General features: G+C 38.9%; 11 protein-coding genes and 4 tRNA genes. 5 read left to right on the top strand and 10 right to left on the bottom strand.

The window, feature by feature from the left end:
• Positions 1 to 176 precede the first annotated feature (176 nt).
• The 4 genes from ACQP6D_RS05645 to ACQP6D_RS05630 all read right to left on the bottom strand — a co-directional run bounded on the left by ACQP6D_RS05645 (position 177) and on the right by ACQP6D_RS05630 (position 4,562).
• Positions 177 to 1,490 carry an SLC13 family permease gene (locus ACQP6D_RS05645; protein ID WP_427857660.1) on the bottom strand — a complete coding sequence of 438 codons (1,314 nt, stop codon included), beginning with the start codon at positions 1,488 to 1,490 and terminating at the stop codon, positions 177 to 179.
• Positions 1,491 to 1,836: 346 nt separating this feature from the next.
• Entirely contained in the window at positions 1,837 to 3,156 is a 1,320-nt protein-coding gene (locus ACQP6D_RS05640) for an SLC13 family permease (protein ID WP_427857659.1), read from the bottom strand.
• Between the two features lie 303 nt (positions 3,157 to 3,459).
• The gene (locus ACQP6D_RS05635) at positions 3,460 to 3,849 is read right to left on the bottom strand and encodes a YgiW/YdeI family stress tolerance OB fold protein (protein WP_370388111.1); all 390 of its coding nucleotides are present in this window, start codon (positions 3,847 to 3,849) and stop codon (positions 3,460 to 3,462) included.
• A 530-nt stretch (positions 3,850 to 4,379) separates the two neighbouring features.
• On the bottom strand, positions 4,380 to 4,562 hold the full coding sequence (locus tag ACQP6D_RS05630; RefSeq protein WP_100141536.1) for a hypothetical protein: 183 nt from the start codon (positions 4,560 to 4,562) through the stop codon (positions 4,380 to 4,382).
• Between the two features lie 377 nt (positions 4,563 to 4,939).
• Between ACQP6D_RS05630 and ACQP6D_RS05625 the strand changes: the two genes are divergently transcribed.
• Positions 4,940 to 5,644: a hypothetical protein gene (locus ACQP6D_RS05625; RefSeq protein WP_367422699.1), complete on the top strand. Its 705-nt coding sequence runs from the start codon at positions 4,940 to 4,942 to the stop codon at positions 5,642 to 5,644.
• Positions 5,645 to 5,648: 4 nt separating this feature from the next.
• Positions 5,649 to 6,272: a GTP cyclohydrolase II gene (gene ribA, locus ACQP6D_RS05620; protein ID WP_427857658.1), complete on the top strand. Its 624-nt coding sequence runs from the start codon at positions 5,649 to 5,651 to the stop codon at positions 6,270 to 6,272.
• Between the two features lie 208 nt (positions 6,273 to 6,480).
• Here ribA and ACQP6D_RS05615 read toward each other — a convergent pair whose 3' ends face one another.
• Entirely contained in the window at positions 6,481 to 10,011 is a 3,531-nt protein-coding gene (locus ACQP6D_RS05615; RefSeq protein ID WP_427857657.1) for a PilC/PilY family type IV pilus protein, read from the bottom strand.
• Positions 10,012 to 10,713: 702 nt separating this feature from the next.
• Positions 10,714 to 14,067 carry a PilC/PilY family type IV pilus protein gene (locus ACQP6D_RS05610; protein WP_427857656.1) on the bottom strand — a complete coding sequence of 1,118 codons (3,354 nt, stop codon included), beginning with the start codon at positions 14,065 to 14,067 and terminating at the stop codon, positions 10,714 to 10,716.
• An 885-nt stretch (positions 14,068 to 14,952) separates the two neighbouring features.
• Here ACQP6D_RS05610 and ACQP6D_RS05605 point away from each other — a divergent pair.
• The 3 genes from ACQP6D_RS05605 to ACQP6D_RS05595 all read left to right on the top strand — a co-directional run bounded on the left by ACQP6D_RS05605 (position 14,953) and on the right by ACQP6D_RS05595 (position 15,239).
• A tRNA-Val gene (locus tag ACQP6D_RS05605) sits at positions 14,953 to 15,028 on the top strand.
• A gap of 32 nt (positions 15,029 to 15,060) precedes the next feature.
• Positions 15,061 to 15,137, top strand: a tRNA-Asp gene (locus tag ACQP6D_RS05600).
• A gap of 26 nt (positions 15,138 to 15,163) precedes the next feature.
• Positions 15,164 to 15,239, top strand: a tRNA-Val gene (locus ACQP6D_RS05595).
• Between the two features lie 466 nt (positions 15,240 to 15,705).
• Here the strand turns inward: ACQP6D_RS05595 and ACQP6D_RS05590 are convergent.
• The 4 genes from ACQP6D_RS05590 to metX all read right to left on the bottom strand — a co-directional run bounded on the left by ACQP6D_RS05590 (position 15,706) and on the right by metX (position 19,815).
• A tRNA-Leu gene (locus ACQP6D_RS05590) sits at positions 15,706 to 15,790 on the bottom strand.
• 298 nt (positions 15,791 to 16,088) lie between these two features.
• Positions 16,089 to 17,810, bottom strand: coding sequence for an arginine--tRNA ligase (gene argS / locus ACQP6D_RS05585; protein WP_427857655.1), 1,722 nt, complete (start codon positions 17,808 to 17,810; stop codon positions 16,089 to 16,091).
• Between the two features lie 272 nt (positions 17,811 to 18,082).
• On the bottom strand, positions 18,083 to 18,679 hold the full coding sequence (gene metW / locus ACQP6D_RS05580; RefSeq protein WP_100141529.1) for a methionine biosynthesis protein MetW: 597 nt from the start codon (positions 18,677 to 18,679) through the stop codon (positions 18,083 to 18,085).
• Entirely contained in the window at positions 18,676 to 19,815 is a 1,140-nt protein-coding gene (gene metX / locus ACQP6D_RS05575; protein ID WP_267408822.1) for a homoserine O-succinyltransferase MetX, read from the bottom strand. Before metX ends, metW begins: the two co-directional genes overlap by 4 nt.
• Between the last annotated feature and the right edge of the window lie 70 nt (positions 19,816 to 19,885).

Below are 19,885 nucleotides of genomic sequence, written 5' to 3'. Positions count from 1 at the left end.
AGTCGAAAACAGAAGTCAATTGTGCCGTACTCCTGCCCAATTGTTAACCGCTTTTTGCATTCCCTCAAACTGTCCACCTGTCTTAAGCAGCAAAACTACAGAGAGAAAATAAAAATTACCAGCCGTATCACCAACAGCGCTTACTCATCGGCAAATGTGTGTATTTCATTATCAGTTTACATCATGATGGCCGGCACAATCATAGCCAGACCAGGGAAAAAAGGTACCGTAGCAAAAGCGATAATCAGTAAGCGTTTAAACATCGTTTCCTGCTGTTTTTCATCCGTAACACTCACAACAAGTGTGCCTGCAATATGAATCGGATTAACCACACTCAGCATAGCCGGAGCCGCACAAGCTGCTAGAATCAGGGAAATCTGTGGTGAGTCTCCGAAAATCGTGAATACCATCGGAATCATCAGACTGATTACACCAAGAGTAGACGATTCAACATTACTGAGGAAAGTGGTCAGATAGGCCAGCATAAACAATAGCGCAATTTTACTGCTGGTCATATTCAATAGACCCTGTTCTACAGCTTTCATGGTATCAATCTGCATCATCGTACCGATAAAAACCAAAAGCCCGCTGATTACTACTACCGCATTCCAAGGAATCTTCTTCACAAAATCCTTACTGTTTTTAGGGAAAAACAGCATCATCACCACAGCTAATGTTAATGCTGTTAAACCAACATTAGCCTTAGCAAAAATCACCAGAAACAGAAAAATCAGCACCGCAATTGTCGAACAAAGTGCATAAAAAGGCTGCAATTGATGATTATCACAACTTTCCTGAGTCACAGGTTTAAGTAATAGATAACCCTTTTTGCCCTTGTTCACTTCGGATACATCAACTACCCGTTTATCTTGGAAAACTATCTGTAAAGCGATAACCAGCACAAAACTGAGCACCATCCCCAGAAACCATACTAGCCATGGGCTATAGATGACTTGAGCTTTTTTTGCTGCCTCAAGAATAACCTGTCCAGTGGGATTTATAGGAGACAGAGCTCCAGTATTCGCCCCGATAATTGCAGCCATTTCACAGATAAAAAATAATCGGGGATGTTTTCTGCCCAGAGCTGCTATTACAGGAACCAGCAAAGTAATCGAAGCAGTAGAAAACGCGCCGGCTGTAGAAATGGCAAAACCGATAAAATAGCCTATCCATGGTACCAAATGGGTTCGATGTCCCATTTTTGAGTATACCTTATCGGTAAACCAACTCAGCCCACCGCTTTTTTCCAAATGGGCAAACAATAAAGATACACCAATGAGCAGCGTCACAATGGCACCGGGGAAATGATTCAGCACTGCCTTACTGCTTAGCACTGTCTCAGCAGCAGAACCATCTGCACTTAAAGCAGAGACCATCACCATTACAGCTGCTGCACTGAACCCCAGCAAACCAATATTGACATGTCGCCAGACAGCCAGAATCAAAATCACAACCAGTAATACGAGCGATAATATTTGTGGTAAGTTCATAAGTAGTCCTGATTTTTTATCATTCTGAAAAGAAAAGTTGCGTTGAAATTTACACTAATCAAACAAAATTTAAATTTATTCAGCTTTCAGTATGTTTCTTACAGCAAAATATTCAGATAAATGTGTTTACGTTATAAAGTATCTGGGTAAAATTAACAAACAAAAATTAACCTAATCACTAATTCTTTGAATTAAATTAAAGAGTAAAGTTTGTTAGCTTGAATCAGAAAATAAATGAATTATCAGATGAATAAGCAATAACTAAGCACCTGCTGCATAATCACAGAATATTTTCTATGCACAAATCCAATCCATCACCCATAAAACATCAGACTGCCGGTAACATTCAGAACAGAATGGCCGGTAAAATCATTGTGGCACCCGGAATAATCGGTATGGTAAAAAAAGCGATAGTCAGCAGACGCCTAAACATCGCATCCTGTTGCTGCTCATCGGTGTAGCTGACGATTAACGTGCCGGCAATATGAATCGGGTTAATCACACTCAGCAGAGCTGGTGCCGTACAGGCTGCCAAAATCAATGGTAAATGTTCAGAACCACCGAAAATGGTGAAAATCATCGGCGTCATCAAACTAATTACCCCTATAGTCGATGATTCCACATTACTCAAGCAGGTCGTGAGATAAGCAATGATAAATAGCAGAATAATCTGATTGTTTGTCATACTTAGCAAGCTTTCTTCTACAGCCGTCATCGTATGTACTGACATCATTGTCCCAATAAACACCAGCAGTCCGCTAATCACAATCACCGCATTCCAAGGAATTTTTTTAGAAAAATCCTTACTTTGCTGCGGAAACAGAAGCATCATAGCCACAGCCAGCGAAATCGAAGTTAGGCCGACATCAGCATCGGCAAACACCACCAGCACAATAAACAGCAATACAGCCAGAGTGGAGCACACAGCGTAAGAAGGGCACAATTGTTTCTTCTCACTGTTATCCAACGCTATCGGTTTTAACAGCGCCAGCCCACGCCCAGGTTTTTGGCCTTTTGGGCTATCTGTCATTCTTTTAGGGCTAAAGATAAATTGCAAGATCAATACTGTTACAGCACTTACAATCGTTCCCAACAACCAGAGCTGCCAGCCGTTGAAACTCACATTCGCATGGCTGGCAGCATCTTTAATCACCATCCCTACAGGATTAATAGGAGATAATGCCCCAGTATTTGCCCCTACAACAGCCGCCACCTCACAAATAAAAAATATTTTTGGCAAACGTCTGCCCAAAGCAGCCGTAATCGGCACCAGTAAAGTAATGGTAGCCGTAGAAAATGCACCGGCCGTTGAGATAAACAGACCAAACACATAACCCACCCAAGGAATCAGCATCGCATGATTACCAATTGTTTTATAGACATTATCGGTAATCCAGCTGAGACTGCCACTGCGTTCAAAATGAGCAAACAGTAAAGACACCCCGATCAACAACGTCACAATAGATCCTGGGAAATGAGCCAATACCGTTTTAGCAGTTAAAGCCTGAGCTTGAGAGGCCATACCACTATCAGGATAAGTCTGTGAAGCCACCAGCATTACGGCAGCGGCACAAAATCCCAATAAACCAATATTTACATGTCGCCAGATAGATAACACCAGTATCAATACCAGCAATACCAAAGACAGTATTTGCAGAAAAGACATAAACAAACCTGATATTTATAAATTATATTTAATCAATATATTCAAACTGGCAAAACATATTTACCAACAAAGCAGCAACTGACAAACGACCCTTTATCATTCATTTCCTCATGCTGTGGCATAAAGCCGATATACTTATACTTTAATTAGTATTAATCATACAGCATAATATTTTTATTAAATTATTTAGTCACATATTTCTACAAGCCATGCCAGACATAGTCAGGCTAACAAAATCAACGCATACTCAGACAAAACAAAGATAGCGTCTCCTGAACATTTAGGCGCTGTTTATCGCTAGATTTATGGCACAATCTTACGAAGATGTTTCACGTCGATTTCTACTGAATTCCAGTCCTTATCTACTTCTCCCTGAATTTCCACGGTATCCTGTGGACCGACGCTTAGTCCGTTCCAACGCTTTTGGTCGATATCCACAAGTATTACCCCAGTAGCATCCTTAAACTTATACATATCATCCGAAATACGTTCGGTTATTTTGCCACGCAAAATTACACGACTGTCGTCAGGCAAAGATTTGGCATGAGTAACAGTGGTTACAGCGGCATTAGGGTCTTTATATCCACTCTTTTGCGTGGACACAGAAGGACCAGTAAATCCTCCTTGACCGGCAGCTATTAGCGGCATAGAAACCATTGCAATAATCTTAGACAATGCAGTAATTTTTTTCATGGTGATTTCTCTCTACATTTAACAAAGCTAGTTCTGTTATTGATAGTAAATGACGGTATTAAATATCGACTTTGACGTAAAGTAAAGAAAATTATATGGCAAATACCTAACATCTGCTGAAAATGCAAAAGAGTATTATGAAAATAGATTTGAAAAATCAGAATATTAACGAAAAAAAATAAACAAATATTAAAGACAGCATTTGAGAACGCAGAGATAACAAATAGCTATATTCTAAGCAAGAAATAAGGAAGAAACTGGAGAAGAAATCTAAATAGTAGACAAAAAAATGGGATACTAGATTTAAATCATTAAATAGTAATATCCATGTAAAAGTTGATTTAGTCAGAAAAGTAAAGTTTCATACTCTTAATTCACGTATCCATCACAGTACAGTTTCAATATCAAAAAAATAAAAACAAAAAATCAATATTATTTTTCAATGTTTTAATCTTCTAAGCTATCTGACTGCCACAGATTTTATTTATAAACCCATCAAAAACCACAGCCAGATAGCTGTCTAAGTAAAACTAATGCTTACTGTCTGGTGTTCTGCTTTTCAGTTTCCAGCAATTACCTGCGTGCTGAGTAGGCGGTGCTTTTTCATGATCCTTAATTGTTGCAAAATTCTCCAGAGGATGGCCGTGCTGATCAACTTCTTGATAAATACCACCGTTGGTACCAGAATTATCGCCAGGTTTAAGATTACTCATATACTACTCCTATTCACAATAGTAACCGTGAAACTACGGTGAAGATATTATTCGATGTAATTTAATATAATACAAGTACTTAACATTATTTTAACTTGTTACAATTAAATTAACGGCCCATATTTATCCTTCACCCAGATACAAAGAAACAATCACCTAATATCCCCACAGAATCATTGAAACCAATCAGACCTAGACCATCACAACACTCATGAAAATAACTGATAAATAACCATTAATATCTGTCATCACATTAGCTTATAAATAATTTAATAATGAATAAATAAGTTTTTAAAGACGCTTGAAGCATATTTGCAAGAATCAGCATCATTTTCGGTTACAATATTTGTTTGTAAAGAAATCTCCAAGGGAAACGTATGGCTTGTGCTCAGGTGCATGATTACCTGCAAACTCAAGGATTAAAATTATCGGCAGACCAAGTGCAGATGGCCATGCTGGCTGCCCAATCGGTTTTAACACTCGCACAGGCCGAAATAGATATGTCAGTAATTTGGTATCAGGAAAATGGTTTTAGTCTGGCAGAAAAACTAAGTGTGAACACCGCATCATTGCACCAGCTTCAGCCTGCAGAACTTTTTACTGCCAATAACAACAGCACATATACTTTACGCCAGATGTATCTAGCTCTAGATTCAATAGCCAGCCGTCATCATAATGAAATCTTTGCATTGTACTTATATGAACCAGATGAGATAACAGGACATTTGTATCGACTGCTTTCCCGTGGTGGTAGCTTACCAGCACAAATCTATTGTGGGCAGCAACAGGTGCAACAGTATTTATTTGTACGTACCGCCACTACCGGCTGGCTGAATCAGGTGAATAATGTCCAGCATTGGCTGAGTGATGGCAGCTTAACTGGCGAGCAAGCTGCTCATTCCCAGCTTGCTATTCCAGTTACCAATGCACAGGGGCAAGTACTGGGTGTACTATATGCAGCACACATGCAGCCCAATTCCATCTCCGAAACCGAACTGATAGACTGGACAGCATTAGCCATTGTCATCCCACCATTATTGCAAAACCTGCATCAGGCCATCGAGACTTCCATCAAGAGATAAAAACATGACAGCAACACAACAAAACCAGATAAAAGATAACAGCCCTGTAAGATTCATTTCTGCATGCCGTTTGCCTACCCAGTGGGGTGAATTCACAATGTACGGTTTTGAAGATGTACGCAATAAACAGGAACACATTGCACTTACAGTAGGTGATGTAAGCAGTGGCGAACCAGTTCTTGGCCGCATCCATTCAGAATGCCTGACCGGTGATGCTCTTTTTTCTAGACGCTGCGATTGCGGGCCACAGCTAGAAGCAGCCATGAAGGCCGTACAGAAGGCAGGGCGTGGTGTAATTGTCTATTTGCGGCAAGAAGGCAGGGGCATAGGTTTACTCAATAAGATTCGAGCTTACAAGCTTCAGGATGAAGGTATGGATACCGTAGAAGCCAATCTGGCCTTAGGATTGCCTATAGATGCACGTGATTTCAGTCTGGCCAAATATATTCTCGATTATCTTAGCATCAGTTCAGTACAGCTGATGACCAATAACCCTCATAAAGTAGATACCCTTAAAGCATCGGGCATCAACGTAGTCAAGCGCGTACCCTTACACGTTGGTCAGAATCCAGAAAATCAGCAGTATTTGCACACTAAAATGGAAAAACTAGGCCATTTTGCAAACTAATTAGATTATTATCGCAATAAATATTTGTTTTAAAACTTAAAAAATATGCTTTTTATATTAGTTTTAAACGCCCGCTAATCTAAACTTCTTTTCAAGCCAATAAAAAAATTATTTTTCATATTTTAAATAAAAAATGCACTTACTACCTAAGCTATTACTCAAGTAGTAAGTGCAAATTAAAGTTATCAAGACTAGCTCTTTAATAAATTTAATCAAGATAACTTGTTTTCACTTCTCTCCATGACAATCGTTTAATACTGATTGGGCACATTGGGACACCACTTATCTCTAATTTGGAGCCATCAGAACCATCGATTCCAGGAGCGACTCGTAAACAGCTACTCTGATTTTCCTTTGGTTTACCTAAGGGACTTTGTTTACCCGAAAGGCTAAGGATATTATTATTACTACCACCTGTAATTTTTATACCTAACAGATAATTAACACCGGTGCTACTAACCAGAGGAGCGTTTGGATCAAAAATGATATGCGGATCAGATTTAAGTAGTGCACCGCCTGTCAAAGCATTGAATTGTGTTTTTCTCGTATAAACATTAGTTTTTTCATTTGTGGTTACCGGTTGACAAGGATCTCGTAGTTTATTATCAGAAGAAACTGAATATGTACGGGTAAGCACCAGTCCAGAATATAAAAGCTGTTCAACAGGTGTTACTACACGTTCACCATCGGTATTCAGGTTAAAATACCAGCCTCTGTATTTGTCAGCTGAAAAAGGTTTATTACTTAACATACCTGTTTCACCGTTATAAGTCATAACTTGTTCCAGTAAAGAATTTTTGCTAACCAACGGATCAACATTAGGAGTCAGATCATCGTAAATACCATAAATGGTTTGCTGGTCCTTATTTTCCAAATCAGACTGATAAATATCACTACCTGTACCGAACACAATAACCAATTTACGATTTGTTTTCTGATTCGTTGAAGGAGTATTAGGGTTTTGCTGAGCTTCATAAATTGCTGGTGCAGCAGTAATAGGAGCACCCGCAGAAAAGATTTTAGTGGCTTTCCAATTAGCTGGATTTGGGCTACGCAAATCAAAACGGAACATATTACCAGCATAATCACCGGCATAAACAAGATCAGCAACGCCATCACCATCAATATCATAGACTACCGGACTGGATAGCCCGCCCGATCCGCCCGGAGCAACCAGCTTGGCTATTTGTTGTCCGGCTCGCATTCCTGTTCTGACATAACCAGCAGTACCGACATCTATACCCAGTACATCATAAATATACAATGCTGACTCACCAGATTGTTGAATAGGCAAGTTACGGTAGTTTTCAGAGTAATTATATCCATTATTAAGGAACGCAGCTTCCCGGATGTGATCCTTAATTGAATCAGCTGAGCCATCTTTATCAGTATTGACCCGAACACGGGCTACACCAGGGGTACCAATAGTAAAGCCAAATTTATTATTTTCTCCGCTGGGCGTCTGGAAAAGAAATACATTTTTATACCAGTCGGAGCTTCCCATATTGTCAGCACCTATGGGATTGCCAGAAATCAAATCTTTTCCGCCGATATTAATCGCAAAAGCTCCACGTCCGGCTTGACCCATATTAGAAACCATAAATGTTAGATTGGGAGCTTTAGCTCTGTCTTCAGTTTCATAAACAGAAAAGCCGCCATTTAATAAAAATCGATGTGGATGTTCACTATCTCTGCCATAATTATTATCAGTTAAATCTTTGTAATAATGGGCAACAATATCACTACCATCATTACTTTGTCGCTCAATAGCCATAGGCATGAAATTAAATTTCAAATCGTAAGGCTGAGTTTCATTGTTAGTAGATTGGAAAACATATACCATACCATCGTTGGCAGAAGTTATCATGTACTTCTGATATTTTTCATCTGGGTTATCACCAATAGTTATAATGGGATTATTATCAATATCACCCATATTGCGGGTGTCTCCAAAATTTTCTTTTTGCTTACGTTCGCGGTAGTTCAGAACATATCCGTCTTTTTTAATTTCGTTGTCAGCTTTTGAGCGGCTAAGCCAAGTAAGCAAGCCATTCAACCATTCTGTCTTATTTTTATCATTATCTGGAATTAAAAAATAATTATTATTTAAATTTTTCAACGAATCAGAGTATAGATAAGTATTGGTACCATCATTCAGCAACAATTGACGATTAGCATAGCCAGGCTGAACTTCGCAGGTTGAAAAATCAGTATCATCTTTTTTATGAATACAAATCTTACTACTCCAGTCTCCTGTTTCAACTTGAGCAACAATCACGGCGTTATTAGTTGTTGTACTAGAAACACCTACTGTTGGTGCAGTGGTAGTGACATTAACTGTAGTAGTTGTTGTTTTCCCTTTTATTTCTTCAAAAATTTTCTTAAATGCTTCATTAATTTCCTGCAGAGAATTTGCATTGAAAAAGTACCTAGCATTTGGGTTTGTTTTGGGGTCATAGTCAGGCTTTGGAGAAGCACCATTTAACAAATATTTTATTGCTCTTGATTGTTCAATTGTCAAAGCTCTGCTTCCCAGTCCCACACCTATAGTGAATGTTTGTGCAGTCTGAGTAAAATTTTTTGTGTGTCCAGGCTTATCGCCCAGTGGATCCGGTCCATTCCATGGTTGACCAGCTTCATCAACTAGTCTTCTATCCTTAAACTTATTGGTAGTTGGATCGTAAGCAGCACCACCGTTATAAACGAAATTTTTAGAATAAATGTAATCACCAAAACTTTTGTTCGCTAATGTATTGGTATAGTAATTGAGCAAATTAGACCGATTATCTATATTTATGAGAGTACCATCTGGTCTGATATTGCTTCCATCGAAATAACCATCATAACCGTAGTTGAGTCGTGCGGCATAATATTTCGAATCTGTTATCGGAAGTGAACCGGCATCAAGACCATCCGATAATAAAATCACATAAGATTTCTGACATCGATATCTCAATTTGTTCATCACTGTATTGCGTACAACAGCGTTTAACCTTTGGGCTGTGGGAGTGCCTCCTGATGCTCTTAATCCTAGAATAGATTTCGCCTTGTTTCCATTTATATGATCTTTGATAAACTGGTAATCTTTAAGCTCAGAGGTATCATAAAATTTGTTGTAGTCTGGAATAATAAATGCAGGATATGATCCATTAGGATTTCTTTCTGCATCAGCCCAGTTATTCATTGGTTGGAGACTGAAATAAAATTCATTTTTATTGGTGTCAACAATATCTGATAATACTCTTTGTACCAGCGTCATTTTGCTTGTTGTTTTGTCACCATCGATACCGATAGCATTACAGATGCCGTAGTGAATTTGTTTGTGTTGATCCACAGGTAGATCTGGATCATCAATGGTGTCAACTAGATTACCTAGATCAGGAATCCCAGAAACAGTATTATTCTTACCACTCCAACTGGAAGGTAAACCCCAGTTAGCGCATTGTTTTGTTCTTGGATTTAAACTTTTACAAGTATATGTATAATACTGACATTCATAACCGATCGGATAACTCATACTACCCGAATCATCGATATACAAAGTAATATTAGGTTTTATGTTATAAGCAGTTGTGGTAGTAGATTTGCTTTGTAATCGCAGAGGAACATCAGCAAAGATATTAGATGCTGCCTGAGTTTGCAGCATAATTAAACTCAAAGCCCCAGCTACGGCTTTGAATATAATTCTTTTACCAAAGCCACAACTGGAATTTTCTTCCCTTGTGGTTTTATTATACATATGGTTATTCTCCAATTAATATAACTGCAAATATTAAATTTGAAATTAATTACATACAATCAACAGTTAAACATGTATATTTTCATATTATTACTTTTAAAGAAATGTGTAATAAAATAAAGTTAATACATTATTATGTAAATATATATTTAGCTAAAAATTATCATAGCACTCAAATCTTCTATAATTGCTGAGATAATAATTGCTTTAGCTATAGAAAATCCAGTTTTCAATTCTCAATTACTATTATATTCATACTTTACCTTGGTACTTGGGCAGCTGGTTAGATTTTATGAAAATATATGTCTTATAAAACCACTAAAAATGTAGAAATATTTTTCAAAATTAAGCATATTTTATAAAAACTAATATATGATAATATAGGGATAAAAACTGTTTAAGTCAATTGATTTGAATTAAATATTATTTACAGAAATTATCAGTTAAATTACATTCCTATTTGAATCTAAATAATCAAAAAACTGTCAGGCGATTATTTTATGGTATGTTTTAATAAAGTATTAAATTATTGATATCGTCGACATTTACCGAAACGTATTTGAAAATTATTGCTCAATGTAATAATTTGCCAAAAAAGAATCAGACAAATTCACACAGTACGAAAAAAAATAAAGCAGATTATATTCTGAATATAATCTGCCTGTTAAAACGAATAAACTGTTAAAGCAAACTTGGATTTAATTAATGATAGCTGGTTCTTATTTCACGCCATGAAAGTTGCTTAATGCTGATAGGACAGCGTGGTACATTTACTGTTAATTTTTCTCCATCAGTTGTGGCGGCCACTACAGCTGCACGTGAGCAACTATCTGGGAAAGGCGTTTTTTCACTTAGTGGCTTTTGGGTAGCCGACCCACCTATATCAATAGCATTATAGCCTAATACTATAAAACCAAAAGGTCCTTCTTTGTTGATACTTGCGCCTGCTGGTGCATGTTCATCAAACACAAAGTTAGGATCTGAAATCTGTAATGCACCTCCATTTTTTACATTATACTGGATTTTGCCAGTGATAACTGAGGTGCGCTGTGTTGTGGTAGTTACTTTACATGGATCAGGAAGTTTATTTTCTTTTTTCACGTTGTACGTGCGTGAAAGGACAGCTCCGGCATAAGATACTATCACTGGTTTCGTGACTACACGTTCTCCAGTGTTGTTTTGCAGTTGGAAATACCAGCCGCGGTGAACTTTTGGGTTTAATGGGTAATTACTCAGTAGTCTATAATGCTCTTTTTGAATAAATTCCTGTTTTAACAAATTATTTTTATTTATTTCTTCTACTTGTGTCTGATTTAAATTGTCGTAGATTCCATAAACTGATTGCTGCTGTTTGTTATTCAAGTCTGATTGATAAATATCACTTCCAGTACCAAACGTGATAATCGCGGTTTGACTGGTACTGTGATTTTGTCCGGGTGTCTGTATCAAAACTACACCTGGTGCTGAAGTAATAGGAGCATCAGCTGTAAAAATTTTATGCACTTTCCAGTTGGCCGGATTAGGGGAACGCAAATCAAAGCGATAGAGATTTCCTCCATAGTCGCCAGCGTAAACAATGTCGGCTATGCCATCACCATCGATATCAATAACGGTGGGACTGGATAGACCGCCTTTACTATTTGGTGCAGTCAGTTTAGCAATCAGTTCACCTTTTTTGGGGCCTGTACGCGTGTAAGCTTTGGTGCCTACATCAATTCCGAGAATATCGTAAATATACAAAGCCGATTCAGGGGAGGGTTTGGCGCTTATATCCTGAGCCAGAGTTGAGGAGTAGTTGTAACCATTGCTGATAAATGCTGCCTGACGGATGTGGTCGGTTATAGAGGTATCCGATGCGTTGGCTGACTTGTTTACGCGTACACGGGCAATTGCAGGTGTGCCAACGGTATATCCGAATTGGTTGTCTTTTCCGCTTGGAGTCTGAAACAGAAATACATCTTGATACCAATTAGATGAATTCATATTTTCTGCAGCAAGAGGACGGCCTGTTATGACATCGTGCCCGCCGATGTTGATACCAAAGGCGCCGCGCCCAGCCTGTCCTAAAGTAGAAACCATAAAAATTTGTTGTGGGCGATTGTTGCTGCCATCTGTCTGTTGTACGACCATGCCGCCGTTGAGGAGGTAGCGATGGGGGGTGGAATCGTTAGAACCGTATTTTTTACTGGTTAAATCTTTATAGTAATGAGCAATTAAATCAGAACCATTATTACTTTGTCTTTCGATGCCCATTGGCATGTAGTTGAATTTTAAATCGTACGGGTAATTTGAGCTGTTGCTTGAGCGGAATACATAGACCATGCCGTCATTGGCTGAGGTAATCAGGTATTGCTGACGATTGTTTTCGATATTGCCGGCGGTAAGAATTGGGTTGTCGATGATATCGCCGATATCACGGGTATTGCCAAAATCTTTCAACGGACGACGGGTGCGATAATCCAATACAAAATCATTGTTTTTGAGTGTTGAATCGGTAAGAGAGCGGTTTAACCAAGCCAGTAAACCGTCGCGCCATTCTAAACGGTTTTTATTATTGTTGCTGATTTTAAATGTGCTGTTGTTTAAAGTGTTTAAATTGCCATCAAAGAGATAGGTGTTTTTGCCATCGTTCAGTAGCAATTGCCGGTTATCAAAAGATGGCTGCATAGGGCAGGTATCGTTGTTATTTTTTTTATCGAGATCTGATATACAGATGCGGCTGCTCCATGCTCCGGTTTCTACTTTGGCGGTAATGGATAAATTACCGATACTGGTGTTAGATATGGCAATGGTGGGGGCAGTAGTGGTGGTTTGAATGGTAGAAGCGGTCATTTCTCCTTTAATGGTTTTAAAAATTTTGTCAAAGGCACTGATAATTTCATCACGGGAATTGGCGTTGAAAAAGCGCCCTTTTGGGTTGTTTTTTTCATTAAATTCACCACTAGGTGTGGCACCGTTTTCCAGATAAGGAATGGCTATTTTGGCTTCATTGGTATTACGCTGGCCTAAACCTACACCAATGGTAAAGGTTTGCGCAGTTTGAACAAAGCGTTTACCGGTTTTGGGGTCAACTTCATCCCATGGTTGGCCTGCTTCATCGGTTTTTCTTCTAACTGGTGATGCATTAATGGATCGGCCACTGGAATTATAATAATCCTTGGTGTAGATATAGTTGCCAAAGTTAGAATTATTGAGCCTGTCTGTGTAGTATTTCAGACGAAATGGTTTGTTGATGTTGTGATTGCGTGCCAGAAAATTGAGGCGCTCATTTTCACTGCTGTAATCACGGTCGAAATAAGCATCGTAGCGTGAGTCTTTGCTGTTATTGTAGTTTTTGTCGGATACGGAGTAGGTATTGTCTGCCTCGCCATCACTCAACAGAATGATATAGGATTTTTGACAACGGTATTTAAGTTTGTTTATCACTAGATTACGGGCGATGACAGGAAACTGGCGTGTGGTTGGTGTATCACACGGAGTTTCAAGTTTTTTAATATTGTCCAGCATGTTCTGGTAATTGTCGGGATCTGAAGTGTCATAAAATTTGTTGAATTTTTTTTGGTCACCTGTACCGCACATGGGTCGAAAAGCAAAATACATATCATCATGATAGTTATTGATGATGTCTGTTAATACTTCTTTTACTGAATCGATACGACGATAGGTATCGCAGCTATAGCGGACTTCTGAGGTATTTTTGGGTTTCACGTTAAAACCGTATTCATAGCCAGCAAAAGGTGGCCAGTAGCCACCTTTTCCATCTGGATTAGGTACCCACTTACTTACACGACATTTGTATGTAATGGGTACAATGTTCATAGACATACTGCCGGAATCGTCGATGTAGAATGTGATATTGGGTTTAACGCTGTAGGATGAGGTGGTAATCGATTTGCTTTGTAAGTGTAAAGGGATATTGGCAAAGATATTGGCCGAGGCTGAGACTGAGGAGTAGGACAGTAAGCTCAAGATTCCCAGAATAGTACATCGCAGAGTTTGATAAAGTTGCTCTTTTCTGGTTTGCTGATTGTGAATGGCTTCAGGTTGCTGGTTCATAAGTTTCCTGCGTTTGATGAGATCTGTTTTTAGCCAGCTGATTAACTTGTGCAAGGTGAACAGAGAAAAGTAATAAAAAAATATTTAGAAGGGCTAATTTTTATCCTGACATTTATGCTGGATACTATCCAGACATGAGTAATCATTCAGTTTGAAGGTATGTATGTGGTCCGTTAGACAGTAGGTTGGTAGCTGAAACGTTTGCCTGTGTTTTATATTCCAAAAGAATTTTTAAGCAATTTTATGCTCATGGATGCTAACCTGAATAAAAATAATCTTTTAATTTATTTTAGAAGTAAACAGATTAACTTTGCTTAGATAGAGCCAATAAATTAATGTAAAGGATAAATTAATCGATATTTATTAAAATTTTATTGCGTATTTTATATTTATTAATATGTTTATTGTGTAGTTTAAGATTGTATTTAGCTTTTACTTTAGTTTAATTCTCGATTTCAGTAATGAATTATTAAATCCTTTTTTATCTATATTGGCAATTTTATTGCTTATTGCATATTTATACATGTTTTGTTTTGTTAATTTTGCAGTTCGATATTGATGATCAGCTGAGCCTGGTTAGCCCCTGAACAAAAAAACTGGTATGGCTGTAATGTAGTGGGATGATGGATAAAAAGACAATTAATAGATTAGTGTGTTTTGAGGTTTGAGCCATGTATGGCTGTGGTAAGGTTGTTTTAAATTGGTTTTATCTTCAAATTGAATTATAATTTTATTGTTACAGAATGATTTAATGTATAAGTCATATTTCTACTTTAATAATTATATCTATAAAAAACATATAACTAGATAATAAGTGATTGCTAATTTAAAAAATAGCTTGCTGAAGTGTTGGCACTGTGATTAAATACGCGCCTCAACAGCACAGGGTGATTAGCTCAGTTGGTAGAGCGTCTGCCTTACAAGCAGAATGTCGGCGGTTCGACTCCGTCATCACCCACCAGTTTTTATTTTATGCATTAGCATAAAATTTGCGCGGTGGTAGCTCAGTTGGTTAGAGTACCGGCCTGTCACGCCGGGGGTCGCGGGTTCGAGCCCCGTCCGCCGCGCCAATATACCCATTTAGCTGTTTTCTTTTGGGTGATTAGCTCAGTTGGTAGAGCGTCTGCCTTACAAGCAGAATGTCGGCGGTTCGACTCCGTCATCACCCACCAAACATATCTTTTATATCATTCTAGTTTTATTCATATTTGCCTTGTTATTAGCTTGCTGAGTGGTGCCGACAGCTTAATATATATATGCAAAACAATTTGACTTAGATTCGGTAAATATTCAACGTATCCTGCATAATTTAGTTTGGTTTGCTGAAAACAGTGCATGATCAAATTTGTAATTGCTTTGAGCACATCTGTATATCATATCCTCCGAGTGAAGAATAAAAAATTTGAAAACTGTTCTTAATTTTGGGTGGAGAACAAATTTCAATTGATCATTTAATTTTTTGTTTGGAGATTTATAGAGTTAATAAAAATATTGGTATATAGAGAATTCAGTTAGTTTGCATTCAGAAAAAACCAGATATTATGGACTAGATTCAGAGACTGGTTGATATGAGTTATGATGAAAATGTGAGGTATTAAAAAAAGGTATCTTAAATAAAGATACCTTTTTTTAAATCTGTGGTGCGGATAAAGAGACTCGAACTCTTACACCTTTCGGCGCCAGAACCTAAATCTGGTGCGTCTACCAATTTCGCCATATCCGCATAAATCAAAACTTGATTCAGACGATTATTATAAGATAGTTTGAAAAACGTGCCAAGAAAAATAAATTAAGAATATACAAACAGATAAATATTCGGTTTAAAGGCAATAAAAATATTCTAGACAAACCTTGCTAGAAAGACGAAATAAACTGATTTCATTTAAGTAACTTGTGGTTGAATAGAATTTCATACCATATTCAGATATTAATCAAATATGATTTATGTAGTCGTTCAATACAGTACAGTCTGAATTACTTTGCTTCAGACTGTACTGTATTCTCTGCATATGAAAATAGGTTTACATGGTTTCCAGTGTGTCAATACCCAGTAAAGCCAGACCTTGTCGTAAGGTTTTACCGGTCAGGCTGGTGAGCTGTAAACGGCTATTGCGCGTGGATTCATCTGCTTTAAGAATAGGACAGGCTTCATAGAAACGGCTGAATAGGGTGGCAATTTGGTACAGATAGGCAGCAAGATAATGTGGAAAAGATGTTTCTGCCACGCTATCGAGTATATCTTCAAACTTGAGTAGTTCTACAGCCAACTGAAGTTCTAATGGTTCTTTGAGGCTAATCGGTGACTGTTCATTCCATGTGCCCGCTTTACGGAAGACGCTTTGTACACGGGTGTAGGCATACTGTAAATAAGGGGCAGTGTTACCTTCTAGTGACAGCATACTGTCCCAGTCGAATACATAATCACTGGTTCGGTTTTTGCTTAAGTCTGCGTATTTTACTGCACCTATGCCAATTACCTTTCCGATATGAGCTATTTCGTCAGCACTCAGATTAGGATTTTTAGCAGCTACTAAGGCGGAAGCGCGATTCACAGCTTCGTGAATTAAATCCATTAATTTTACGGTGTCGCCACTGCGGGTTTTGAACGGCTTACCATCTTTACCCATCATAGTACCGAAAGGTACATGTTCTGCATGCACGCTATCGGGTAGCCAGCCGGCTTTACGTGCTACGGTAAATAGTTCGTCGAAATGCAGGCTCTGACGTGCATCAACTACATACATTAATCGGTCACCATGCAAGGTATTAATGCGATAGCGCAGGCAAGCTAAATCAGTGCTAGCGTACAGAAAGCCGCCATCTTTTTTCTGGATAATAAAAGGTGCTGGTTCATCATCTTGGTTTTTAAATTCTTCCAAAAAAACAACTTTGGTGCCGTCACTGTCTACGGCGATACCTTTATCCAGCAATTCGTTGACTGTAGATTGCAACTGATCGTTGTAAAAGGATTCTCCGGTTACATCTTCAGGTTGCAGTTTCAGTCCTAGTTTTTGATATATGGCCTGTGCATGCTGCAGTGATGTTTGTACAAATTGCTGCCATAATGCTAAAACTTCTTTGTCGCCACTCTGAAGTTTTACGACATACTCGCGCGCAGTATTGGCAAAGTTTTCGTCTTCATCAAATCGAACTTTGGCATTGCGGTAGAATTGTTCTAAATCAGCTAGTTCTAGTGCTGCATTGCCGTTTTTCTGCTGTTCTATCAGATAGGCTACCAGCATGCCAAACTGGGTGCCCCAGTCTCCAACGTGATTTTGCGGGATTACTTTATGGCCAAGAAAGGACAGTATGCGGTTGAGACTATCGCCTATGATGCTTGATCGCAAGTGTCCGACGTGCATTTCTTTGGCTAGATTGGGCGAGGAATAATCGATTACTACTGTTTGTGGAGTGCTGCTTTGGGCAATCCCCAGATTTTCGTTTTGTAAAGCTGATTGGATGTACTGAGCCAATTTTTCTGGGCGTAATCGTAAGTTGATGAAGCCGGGACCGGCAACCTCGGCGGAGGCTATCAACGGGTTGTCTGATAGAGAGTCAGCAACTTTTTTTGCCAGTTCACGTGGATTCTGCTTTGTTTTTTTGGCAGCACCCATTACGCCGTTAATTTGATAATCACCAAAATCACGGTTTTTGGCGGGTTGTAAAATGATCTGGTGTTCAGCAAGTCCGGTTGCGCTGAAAGCTTTTGTTACTTCAGCCGCAACTTGTTGATGTAATTTCATGTTGATTCAGTACTTAAGAAAATGACTAATTTTCGCATAAATACGCTTAAATCGCATCCGCAAAGACTATTATCGGCAAGGTGATTTTTGGATTGCTGCTGATTGTGAGATAAATGATAGTTTTACCCAGATTGGTGTTATGAATATGAGTGTGCTGGGGGCTGAATTTTGGTTGATGTGACGTTTTCTGGGTTGAAAATGAGAGCGTACATGATGGTTACCCTAGCAATTGTTTTAAGGCTTAGAGCAGAAGCTACTATTTCTTTTTATTTTTAACCTACGCGATAAAAAGCTAGACTACCTAATAGGTTTGGCCACAATGAGATACGTTTATTGCCACTCATTACGGCGCGTTGCAGCACATTTAAATGGTTTTTGGCACATAACTTGTCAAAATCCTGTAAGGTACACCAATGTATATTGGGTGTGTTATACCATTGATAGGGCATGCGTTCAGATACGGGCATGTGGCCACGTAAAGCAATTTGCAAACGGTTGCGCCAGTAACCAAAATTGGGAAAAGTAACGATGGCTTCACGTGCTACACGTTTCATTTCCTGTAAAATTTTTTCTGTATTCTGCATGGATTGAATGGTTTGGCTTAAAACGATAATATCAAAGCTATTATCATTGAAGTGTTGCAGTCCTGCTTCCAGATCAGCCTGTATGACATTGATACCACGTTGCATGGCCGCCAGAACGTAGTCTGTGGCAATTTCCAGTCCATAACCCTGACAATTTTTGTGTTTAACCAGTGCAGCCAGCAATTCTCCATCTCCGCAACCTAAATCCAGAACACGGCTATTTGGAGTTATCCAGTCGAAAATTAGTTGTAAGTCACCACGCAATGGCGTAGTAGAAGTGTTCATAATGTAAGTTCGCTAGCTATGTTATTGAAGTAAATGCGGATGGCGGCCTGATAATCCTTGTCTTCCATTAAAAAAGCATCATGGCCGTGAACGGAGTTAAGCGCGATATATTGTACAGGTTTGTTGGCTGCCACCAATGCGTCCAGCAATTCCTGTGATCGTCTGGGTGAAAAACGCCAGTCACTGCTGAAGCTGGCCAGAAATATTTTAGCTTGAATTGTTGAGACTGCGGCTACCAAATTGCCATCAAAATCTTTTGCCGGATCGAAATAATCCAGAGCTTTTGTCATTAGTAAATAACTATTGGCATCGAACATTTCGGCGAATTTGTCACCCTGATAACGTAGGTATGATTCTACTTCAAATTCGACATTGTAATCATATTGATAATTTGGCTGACGCATTTGCCGGCCAAATTTTTTGCCCAAACCGTCTTCAGCAAGGTAAGTGATGTGTCCCATCATTCGTGCAATGCGCAAACCACGACGTGGAATTTTTTGTTGTTGTACGTAGTGACCCTGACAGAAGTCGGGGTCAGTCAGTATGGCTTGTCGAGCGACATCGTTGAAAGCAATATTCTGGGTAGATAAACGGGGTGCTGAAGCGATAATCAGCGCATGGCGTAATCGTTTTGGTTGATCAATGGCCCATTGTAGTGCCTGCATTCCACCTAGACTGCCACCCATGATAGCAGCCCATTGCTGGATACCTAGCCGATCGGCCAGCATAGCTTGGCTTTTCACCCAATCTTTTACAGTAACTATTGGAAATTCAGCACCATAAGCCTGTCCGGTAGTGGGATTGATGCTTAAAGGTCCGGTGCTGCCATGGCACCCACCCAGATTGTTCAGTCCCACGACAAAAAAACGATTGGTATCAACTGGTTTGCCAGGACCAACCATGTTATCCCACCAGCCGGGATGTTTATCATCGCGATTGTGGTAACCTGCAACATGATGATTTCCAGACAACGCATGGCAAATCAGTACCGCATTGCTTTTATCTGCATTTAGACAGCCATAGGTTTCTATCATTAGCTCAAAATGTGGTAAAACGCTACCATTCTGCAGGGTGAGCGGGCAGTCAAAAAACAGCTTCTGAGGGGTGACAAGGCCTATACTGTCTATTTCTTTCATGAGAATATGTAAAAGAATAGAAAATGGGCATTATAACGACTTTACGTTGTTTGCACAGAATTACATGTTT

Origin of the sequence: Snodgrassella sp. CS2 (assembly GCF_050310315.1) — a bacterium.
Taxonomy (GTDB): domain Bacteria; phylum Pseudomonadota; class Gammaproteobacteria; order Burkholderiales; family Neisseriaceae; genus Snodgrassella; species Snodgrassella alvi_E.
Note: the sequence above shows the minus strand (reverse complement) of the source record. Positions and strands in the feature narration are given on the sequence as shown.